Raw genomic sequence first — 10,089 nt, 5'->3', positions numbered from 1 at the left:
ATGAAACAGACGTTGGTGCTATTGGTACAGGTATTGCCGGAATAACAGGAACTGGAATAGCAGGAGCAGGTTTAGTAGAGACGCCATCAGAAACAACAGAAGAAACTACAGAAACTCCTACCACTGAGACAACTTCAGAAGATACCAATAAAACAGACGTTGGTGCTATTGGTACAAGTATTGCCGGAATAGCAGGAACTGGAATAGCAGGAGCAGCAGGAATAGCAGCGTTAGTAGCAGCCTGGGCAAACCAAGAAAAAAATAGTCAAATAACTCTCACACCTGGCCCTAGTCAAACAGCATCAGCAACTTGGTCAGTACCACAAGCAGACAAAGATGCAGCCAAGTTACATGGTGGTCAGCAATATCAACTCCGGGTTTATGATGTTACAGATATTGACCTAGATTCACAAACAGCTCACAGTGTCAAGTATTATGATTCCGAAGAGTCCAATCAGCAGTGGCAAATAGGTAACTTACTGAGCGATGGCGAATATCAAGCAGAAATAGGTTATGTGACAGATGATGGTGAGTGGTTAAAACTGGCTCGTTCTCAGCGAGTGCTAATTCTAGAAGAATATGTCAGTAAAGAGACTAGGACAGGAACAGAAAAAGGATTAGTCAGTGGAGCTACCGCAAGGTGGAAATTGATGTCATCTCCCAGTCAAGTTACTATTACTCCTGATGATGCAGAGAATATGATGGTGGCTTGGAAAGTTTCTCAAACTGCTCAAAATCATGCCAAAGAGGAAGGTGGAGAAGAATACCAGTTACGAGTTTATGATGTTACAGATATTGAACTAGATGCACAACCAGCTAGCAATGTACAAGCTTATGATTGTGATGAGTCTACTCAGAACCAAATGCAAGTTCCTGTTGTGATGAGCGATCGCGAATATCAAGCAGAAATAGGTTATGCCACAGATGATGGTGAGTGGTTAAAGCTAGCTCGTTCAAACCGACTGCGGATGCCACCATCTAATATGACTCAAGAGAACAGTACACAGCTAAATGCAACTCAGACGACACCAGTTATTCCAAAAGAAGCATTGAAATCGAGTTGGATTACTATAGTTCCTCGTAGTAATCAAAGTGCTTATGCTTATTGGGGAGTTGCTCAAACGGCTCAAGATGCAGCTAAACAACAAGGTGGACAGCAATACCAAGTGCGGATTTTGGATGTTACAGATATCGATCTAGAGTCACAAAAACCTCACAATATACAACAGTACAATTGTGATGAGTCTAGCCAGAAGAAGGAAATAACTATCAATATTGGTAGTGTTGGCTATGTTGATTATGTCGCTGAGATTGGTTATGTTACTAATAATTTCCAGTGGCTGAAGATAGCTAGTTCTAGTCCGATGCGAATGCCGGTGTTTACTGAAGTTGATTCTGTTGAAAAAACAGGAACAATTTTGTCTTCTACAGCAACAGCAACTATTGGCGCTGGTGCAGTTTCTCAAGTATCAAACAGCAAACTGGAAACAACTAAACAAACTAGCAATATTACCCCTGGTGACTGTGAAATTCAGCATCTTGTTGTTCATAGTCGCAACAATTGCTATTTACTAAATGATGAACAAATGAGGGGAATTAAGGAAACATCAGTTTCTCAAATCCTGGAGCCAGGAATTTATATTCTGCGGATTAAGAGTGGTACATTTGGCTATGGTTCTAATATTTGTCCATCTGGTGAGCCAGTGGTTTTATTGTGGATTTGTGGCGGAAAAGTGAAGAATAAAAAGACGAAAATTCCAGTTGAGCAAACCTGGTCAACTTTGAATGGATATAATGAAACATTAACGTTAGAAGTTCTGGAAACGGCAACTCTTTATAGCTTTTTTGTTGATACTTATCCTGATGATAATGAGGGAGAGCTTACTGTGTCTGTAGCTAGATTGTATAGCGGTACGCTCTAGGGAATAGTAAACTGTCAAAGGGTTTTTCGTATAGGGAAAAGCTCCGCTAACATGATTTATAAATGTCCTAACCTTAATGTGTAGCGCTATATTCCTAAGTAGTAGTGGAATGATAACTTTGTAGGGACGTTGCATGCAACGCCCTTACAGGGTTTTAGTTGTTACAATGTGGTTTATCAATCTGAAAAGTGCTATAAAATATTAGGTATTGTAGTTGTGTACTTGTGGGAAATATAATTTTTTATATAATGTCTAAATACAGGTTTAACTGTAAATAAAATCTCATTTTTATCTGTAATTTTATCTATCAAATCTCGTCTTTCTAAAGATAGTAATGTTTGAAATAATTCTGGTGATGATAATTGAGATTTTTCTAATAGTTGGGAAATTGAAACATATTTTTCTCCTTCACTGAGTTGAGAAATAACTTGTTTTTCTAATTCCGATAATCTTTGAAAATGCTGCTGTAAAATATTAGTCAATTCATCAGACAAAAATAGGGGTTTATAACTTAAATATTGAGCTACACTCCCAGCAAATAATTTTTTAATTGTCTCTCCTACTAATTTTAACCATTGGGGATTACCTTGATAGAAGTTTATCAACTCTTGCCATTTTTCTTCATCTAATAATCCTCTATTTTTCAGCATCTCACGCGCCACCTTTTCGGTTAAACCAGTTAACTGAAATAAACTTACTGATGAGTCATCATCCATCAAGTTAAAAATTTCTAAAGGTGCTTCCCAACTGTTGAGAATAAAAAAACTATTGTGAGGAAGTTCGCCGATAATTTTAAATAGGTTGCCATAGTTTTCATATCCTGGTTTATAGTTACCAATAAGTTGCCCAGTGTTGAGTATTTGTTGTACGTCATCTAGAATAATTAGACAACGCATATCCCTTATTTTTTCGATGAGCATTGATAGTTGAGCATCGGTGTTATTAGGGAGGTTTATTTCTGTTACGTTGGAGATAATTTCAATTAAGTTTTTGAGAGTTACATTTAGGGGTGGAGATGTGCGGAGGGTGCGCCAGATGATGTGGTCGAAATTAGATTCTATTTCTGGGATGAGGTGACGAATAATTGTGCTTTTACCGATACCGCTTATTCCTGAGACGGTGATGAGACGACAGCGATGTTTGACTATCCAGGTTTTGAGGGTAGTAAGTTCGGTGGAGCGATCGTAGAATATTTTTTTGATGTCTGGTGCGTCTCGGAGGTCAACTTTTGGCAGTGGGGTGTTGTTTTGGTTTGCTGTTTGTGTAGTGGGTAATTTTTGTTTGGTTTCTGGGGAGTGGGTATTGTCTGGACAGAGATTAATATTACCTTTTAGACAATTATTTCCTCCTAAATTAAATACATTTGAAAAGTTAGAAATTTGATATCTTTCCATCGCAGCGCGAAAATTTGACTTATGAATTTTCTCATTTAATTCCTGAGAAATAAGTTGCCATAAATTTGAAGCGACATTACCAACGTGAAATTTAGTGCAGTTGTATTCTTGAGCAACCTTTGAGTATTTTTCCCCTTGCCAAGTAGCGCGTAATATTGCTTTTTGGAGACTATCAAGGTGTTTGCCAGTTTTGTCGAAAACTATATCATCAACAAACCTTAAAACTTCATTAAGAGTCATTAGTCAAATTGAGTTAGGAATTTCTTCCTATTATACATGATGTTTTCTGATATTTCGGGAAAAAAATCTGATATTTTCTGATGATTATGTTTAGTCATACATTATTTTTTGTGAGTTTTATAGGTAGTAGCTCTGATTATTACTTGTAGTAAATTATTAAGTATTAGATTACTTGGCGAAAATATAAAAATTTTTCTCGCTGGAGAATATCTAATCTATGAAAGCCACAAAAGTTACATCTATGTTTTTCAAGAAAAAAAAACACAAAAAACAAGAAGAACTTAAGGAAATAATCAAATTATTTTCTGAACTAAATAACAGAACATCAACAGTCAGAAGAAATAAACATAATCCATCATTTAAAATAACTAAAGCCTTTCTAACAGCTATCAGGTTAGTTATAATTTTTGGACCACTATTTGGATGGGTAGAACCAGCATTAGGAAACGTATTACCAGATGATTTTCTAGAAGATTTTGATTTTGATGGAAATGAAATTGGTGGAATAGATGAGGGAATTCTAGATAGTTTCACTAATATATTAGAAAGTTTAAACGATCTAGATTTTGATGAATTATATCTTAACGTTGAATATATTGATGTTAGCGATTTAACCTTAGATGAATTACAGTCTGCTAGGTGTAACATTGAATTGGTATTAAGAAACTTATAAAAAATTAAAATTAATTAGGCATTAAGACATCTTTTACTGGCTCTTTATGAACGCTAAGTTATTTACTAATAAAAGATAAATATGAAAAATAAATACTTAAAATTAATGCTTGTTTTGTTAATTACCTTTCCTTCATTATTTGGATGTAGAGCAGTAAAACCACTTATTAAACTTTTCCGTGGAATAGATCCAGGTATTGTGAAAGGAACAGATGAAATAACAGATTTTGCGAAAGGAGTAGGAAAAGGGTTAAAAACCCTAGATCCAAACCAAATCTCCAAGTTTAAAAAAACAATTAAAGCAGCAGCATATTTAAATATTACAGAAGAAGCAATTAATAATGGGAATAAAATTTCAAGACAGAAGGTAGAAAGACATATTGCCGACGAGATTGAACGAGAAATGAAAAGAATGAAGCGAACCTTGAATAGAACCTTGAATGGAACACAAAAACAACAAATAGAAGAAGAGGTAGAAAAAGAAGTAGAAAAAGACCTCGAAGAAAACGGAATAACTATAACTGCTTATTGAAATTTGAATTATTTGACAATATTCAATTTATTAATTTGGCATAAGGTTTATTTTTAATAGGAATAAAAATTGCTAGTAAAAATTTCACCTTGTCTAAAGTTAGATATATCAAATTTAGCATTAGTTATGGTAGGCAAATTTTGATCAATCTATATCACCAGTAAAATTTTTGATATTTGCCTACCTTGCTCCTCTTGATCGCTGTAAACCACGAGCAATAAGAAATAGATAATAACTTTATAAAGGGAAAGATAACTGTTTCTTGAAATTGAAATTATTTGACAATATTCAATCTATTAATTTGAGATAAAGTAGAATTTTAATAGAAATAAAAACTATGAACTAACAAAAATTATTGAATCTAGCAAAAACATTTCCAACAGTCAGGAAAAGAAAGTTGCTCAAAAACTTATTATTCTATCCTACTGCACTTTTAACAGCTCTAATTTTAACTTTTTCTATACAGGAAAGAACCAACTCACAACTAAATATTAATACTGAAATATTTTACCATGTTAAAGTCTGCAACGAGTATAAAAAGAAAATATATGTAGGTAGGGCAAAAGAACTAATTTATACCGTAGCAGGAGCTGGCAATTATGGTAGTCCATACGGTGTAACAGTAGAAGCATCAAAACTGAGGGGATGGGGCTCAGTTCCTCCTAACGAATGTAAAAGTTTTCCCATTTTAAAATTAGATATTGATGCTCCAAAAGGACGGTATGAAGGCACAGAAGACTGGATATATCTAGAGAGTTATGACAATAAAAAGTTTCCTCGACAAGACATAACAAGTTATAAAAATTCTCAGGGAGGTAACTCTAGAAAACCAGAATTTTGTGTAACTAATAAGGCTTTTAATTTATCTTCTAGAAATTATCAAAAAATAGGAACCAGAATTTGTCCTGGTTATAATGTGAATAAGAAATATACCTTACCTGAAGGTACATACTTTGTCAGGTTTTATAGGGTTTCTCCTGAGGAAAATCAGATAGTTTTTCGCTAGATTTAGTTATGGTGGGCAAATATTTACGAATCTATATCAACAGTAAAATTAGTGAAATTTGCCTACTCTATTTATGACTTTAATCTCTAATTACAAAGACTTAATCGACCTAACCATTTCCACCAAAATTCCTATAATTTTCCTTGAATCTTTAATATAGTAATTCTCTATATCAATAAACACTACATTCTTTTCCAATTTCAAAAATTTCCAGACATGACCAGTTGTCACCGCACCATAAATAACAGGTACATCTTTACCATCTTGTTTATTATATATTTCCGCCGCCACCATTTCTGCAATACATTGTCCTAAACCACTAACTATCTTTTCATTTTTCGCTTCTACAAGCACAACTACAGGAGTATCTAAATATAGTTATTCGGGAGATTTACTAATAATAAAATCGCAAAATCCATTCAACCCCTTATCCCTATCAACTGAGAAATCTATACCAGAGAAAAAACTGATTTGAAGTTGTCTCTTAATCTCCAGCAAAATATTAATAATTATCAGCTCAGAACTAGCTTTTTCAGTAGCGATCGCTAAAGCAATAGGTACATTTTGCTTTAACGTTTCAGCTAAAATATTACTAATTTCCACAGGTTCAACTTGAGAAAATAAGTCTTCTGTTTCTATAATTTTTAAATTAAACTCAGCTTTAACTTTTTTTAAATCAAAATCACTATATGACATTTTACCTATTCCTGATTTCCTCAATCATAATTTTCCGATTAATTACCAATAATTTTAGGATATAAAATTATACTCTTAATCACCTATCAACAATAGGTTGTAATATTTTATATAACGGGGTTTGGAGACCAAACCCTTACGGGACAATAATTATAACGATACTACCGGATTTGATACTCAGCTAAACAAACACAAAACTACACCCTAGTAACAGAATCCTTTTTCAATACATTCACACCTTTACCATTAACAGCAACATCCAAGTCTGGGTGACTCTCCTTACCACCGAACAATTTCTGCAACCAATGGAGAAAATTATCAATGTAAGTAAACCAAACAGGCACCACCACTAATGTTAACAATGTAGAAGTAGTTAACCCACCAATAACAGCGATCGCCATCGGACTTCTTACTGCTCCTCCTGCTCCTAATTCGAGAGCAATAGGTAACATCCCGGCAATAGTGGAAAGGGTTGTCATCAAAATTGGTCGTAACCGAGAAATACCAGCCTCCCGCACTGCATGAAATTGAGCCATTCCTTGTTTTTCATTTGCTAAGGAAGAGTCTACTAACAAAATCGCATTTTTTGTCACCAAACCCATCAACAATACAATTCCAATTAGAGCAAACAAACCCAATTCTTTCTGCATTATCATCAACCCTAATAATGCACCACCAATAGATAACGGTAATGCTACCAAAATCACCATTGGATAAAGGAAGTTATTGTATAGCAACACTAAAATTGCATAAATACACAATACTGCCAAACCTAACGCACCCAAAAACCCATTAAATATATCCATCATAATTTTCGCACTACCATCAGACTGTTCGCTAACATCAGGGGGCAGTGGGTTCATTGCTGGTAATGATTTTACTGCTGTTAGTGCATCTCCCAGAGAAATACCCTGTAAATTTGCCTCAAAGGAAACTTGACGAAAACGGTTAAAACGGTTGATTTCCGCAGGTCCGCTACCAATGGTAATTTCCGCCACCGCCGATAATGGTACTAACCCACCATTTTGACTAGGAATGCGTAAATTTTTAATTGCATCTAAGTCATTCCTATATTCCTCTGCTAACTGTACCCGAATCGGAATTTGACGGTCTGCTAGATCGAATTTAGCTAAATTAGTCTCATTATCTCCCAGAGTTGCTAAAGAAGCAGTACGAGCGATCGCCTGTACTGAAACTCCTAAGTCTCCTGCTCTAGCAGGTAATGGTTTAATCAAAATCTCCGGTTTTACTAAACTAGCACTGGAAGTCACATCCACTAACCCCGGAACTTCTCGCATTTGTTTTTCTAAAGCATCCGATGTCTGTTGTAAAGCAACTGCATTTTCACTCTTCAGAATAATTTTTAAATCCTTATCACCACCACCGGGACCTTGACTTCCAAAATTAATCCGCGCTCCAGGAATATTCTGAAACAACGGTCGTATATGTTGTTCAAATTCTTTTTGAGAAATATCCCGCTCTTCCCTTGGTAAAATGTTAACGTATAATTTCCCTGTATTCACAATCTCACTATCATCTCTGCTACCTAGATCGGCAAACACACTGGTAACAAGTGGATTTTTAATAAATAGTTGCATTGTTTGTTGTGCAGCTTGTTCGGTTTCTGCTAAAGTCGAACCAGGAGGTAATTCTAGGGAAACTCTACTCACACCCCTATCCTCAGCACCAGTTAACCCTTTTGGTAGAAGTGGTACTAATTGCAAGCTACCAATAAAGAATACTAAAGCAATAACTAAGGTGAAAATTTTATGGCGCAACGCCCAAGTTAATAACTGACTATAGGGACGATTTTTTTGGGGTTTGTGATTTTGGTCTGGAAAATTAGGAGATGTTTGCAGTCGTCTCTGTTTCAATAACCGCGCTCCCAACATTGGTGTCATTGTTGTGGCAACTAATGTGGAAAACATAGTTGCAATTGCTACCGTAATACCGAAAGGTTTAAAAAATTTCCCTGGTACCCCACCCATAAATGCTACAGGTAAGAATACTGCTACAATAGTTGCCGTTGTTGCCACCACAGCAAAACCAATTTCTGCTGACCCATCTAAAGCTGCTTGGAATGGCTTTTTCCCCTTAGAAATATGTTGGTCGATATTCTCGATCATACAGATAGCATCATCTACTAAGTTCCCCATTGCTAATGCTAGTGCTAACAGAGTCATCCCATCTAGGGTGTAGTTGAGAATTTTCATTGCCAAAAAAGTGGGCAATATTGATAAAGGTAATGCTACTGCTGTTACTAAGGTTGGTCGCCAGTCTCGTAAAAATATACCTACAATTACAACAGTAAGTATGGAACCGATAACTAAAGCGTCTACAGATGCTTGATATGATTCTTCAATTGCTACTGCTAGAGTGAAGATTAATTGCAAGTCTACATCTGGTGGCAATGTTTTTTCTAGTTCTGCAACTGCTTCCCGCACGTTTTTTTCTACGGTAACTAAGGTACTACCTGTACTGCGAAGTACCCCGAAAGCAACAACGGGTTTACCGATATTATTTGTTGCTGAGTTTTGGTTGGAACTATTTTTTTCTAATAACCAAGCTGTTTGTCTAGTTTCTCCAAAACCATCAATGACTTTTCCTACACTGGAAAGGGGAACTGCACCACCGGAAGGCAAAATAATTTGATATTCTTTCAATGCTTCTACTGTGTCAGCACTTCCTAATGTCCGAATACTTTGTTCTCTACCTCCTGTTTGAGAACGTCCTCCTGGTATGTTGGCATTTAAAGCGCGAATTTGATCGTTGACTTGAGTAGCAGTAATACCCAGACTTTCTAATCTTTCGGGACTGAGTTCGATGAGAATTTCTCGGTCAACTCCCCCAATGCGGTTGATTTGAGAAACACCTGTAACATTGAGAATAGAGCGACTAATTTCTTTGTCAACTAATTCGCTCAACTCTTCTACAGAACGTTTGTTTGAGGTGACGGCGTAGGTCATTATTGGTCCGCCACCAGCAAAGTCTAGTCTTCTAACAATAGGATCGTCAACGTCTCTGGGTAAGTCTTGGCGAATTTGCTCTATGGCATTACGCACATCGTTAGTTGCGCGATCGCTATCTACTTCTAATTCAAAAGCAATGGTAGTTGTGGAAACTCCATCGGTTACTGTTGAGGTTAATTGATCTATATCTCCTAAACCTGCTACAGCATCTTCTATTTTTTTTGTTACTTGAGTTTCTAATTCTGTGGGACCTGCTCCTGATTGAGTTACTGTGACTGATACTATAGGAATATCAATATTGGGTAAGTTGTCTATTCCTAATTGAAAAAAAGACATTAATCCTACTACTGTTAACACTAAAAACATTACAAGAGTAGGAACTGGTTTTTTAATTGACCAAGCTGATAAATGAAATGACATGATTATTAATTAAGGAAGAAGTAAGAAATATTGAAAAAAAGAAATAAATTGGATATTTTTTTTTCAAATATCTCTAATTGAGATAGATTTTTTCTAGCATTCTTTTTTTGTAATTGGTGTTAATTGAATGAAAAAAAATCAGTAGTAAGATTTTTTTTGAGTAGGTAGGGGTTTGGTCTCCAAATTAATTAAGGAAGAAGTAAGAAATATTGAAAAAAAGAAATAAATTGGATATTTT

Annotated in this window: 8 protein-coding genes; 4 read left to right on the top strand and 4 right to left on the bottom strand. The window is 35.5% G+C overall.

From position 1 onward, the window contains the following. A partial coding sequence (locus ACP6PK_RS04470) for a DUF4912 domain-containing protein (RefSeq protein WP_426558121.1) occupies nucleotides 1-1,922 on the top strand: 1,922 nt, incomplete at its 5' end. A 191-nt stretch (nucleotides 1,923-2,113) separates the two neighbouring features. On the opposite strand, the gene ACP6PK_RS04465 is transcribed toward ACP6PK_RS04470, so the two are convergent. Then, nucleotides 2,114-3,556 carry a helix-turn-helix domain-containing protein gene (locus tag ACP6PK_RS04465; RefSeq protein ID WP_426558119.1) on the bottom strand — a complete coding sequence of 481 codons (1,443 nt, stop codon included), beginning with the start codon at nucleotides 3,554-3,556 and terminating at the stop codon, nucleotides 2,114-2,116. A 217-nt stretch (nucleotides 3,557-3,773) separates the two neighbouring features. On the opposite strand from ACP6PK_RS04465, the gene ACP6PK_RS04460 reads away from it, so the two are divergent. The 3 genes from ACP6PK_RS04460 (at nucleotide 3,774) to ACP6PK_RS04450 (ending at nucleotide 5,766) form a co-directional block, all read left to right on the top strand. Next, nucleotides 3,774-4,229 (top strand): hypothetical protein, encoded by a 456-nt coding sequence (locus ACP6PK_RS04460; RefSeq protein ID WP_426558117.1) that lies wholly within the window; start codon nucleotides 3,774-3,776, stop codon nucleotides 4,227-4,229. A gap of 81 nt (nucleotides 4,230-4,310) precedes the next feature. Next, entirely contained in the window at nucleotides 4,311-4,760 is a 450-nt protein-coding gene (locus tag ACP6PK_RS04455) for a hypothetical protein (protein ID WP_426558115.1), read from the top strand. 397 nt (nucleotides 4,761-5,157) lie between these two features. Further along, nucleotides 5,158-5,766 carry a hypothetical protein gene (locus ACP6PK_RS04450; protein ID WP_426558113.1) on the top strand — a complete coding sequence of 203 codons (609 nt, stop codon included), beginning with the start codon at nucleotides 5,158-5,160 and terminating at the stop codon, nucleotides 5,764-5,766. A 90-nt stretch (nucleotides 5,767-5,856) separates the two neighbouring features. Here the strand turns inward: ACP6PK_RS04450 and ACP6PK_RS04445 are convergent, their stop codons facing one another. The 3 genes from ACP6PK_RS04445 to ACP6PK_RS04435 all read right to left on the bottom strand — a co-directional run bounded on the left by ACP6PK_RS04445 (nucleotide 5,857) and on the right by ACP6PK_RS04435 (nucleotide 9,851). Further along, a complete protein-coding gene (locus ACP6PK_RS04445) occupies nucleotides 5,857-6,120 on the bottom strand; it encodes a hypothetical protein (RefSeq protein ID WP_426558111.1) in 264 nt (87 codons plus the stop codon). Nucleotides 6,121-6,144: 24 nt separating this feature from the next. After that, the gene (locus ACP6PK_RS04440; RefSeq protein ID WP_426558109.1) at nucleotides 6,145-6,462 is read right to left on the bottom strand and encodes a hypothetical protein; all 318 of its coding nucleotides are present in this window, start codon (nucleotides 6,460-6,462) and stop codon (nucleotides 6,145-6,147) included. 197 nt (nucleotides 6,463-6,659) lie between these two features. After that, on the bottom strand, nucleotides 6,660-9,851 hold the full coding sequence (locus ACP6PK_RS04435; RefSeq protein WP_426558107.1) for an efflux RND transporter permease subunit: 3,192 nt from the start codon (nucleotides 9,849-9,851) through the stop codon (nucleotides 6,660-6,662). Nucleotides 9,852-10,089: the final 238 nt, after the last annotated feature.

The organism is Dapis hubbardiae BLCC-M172, assembly GCF_050016015.1.
In the GTDB taxonomy this organism is placed as follows: Bacteria; Cyanobacteriota; Cyanobacteriia; order Cyanobacteriales; family Microcoleaceae; genus Trichodesmium.
Note: the sequence above shows the minus strand (reverse complement) of the source record. Positions and strands in the feature narration are given on the sequence as shown.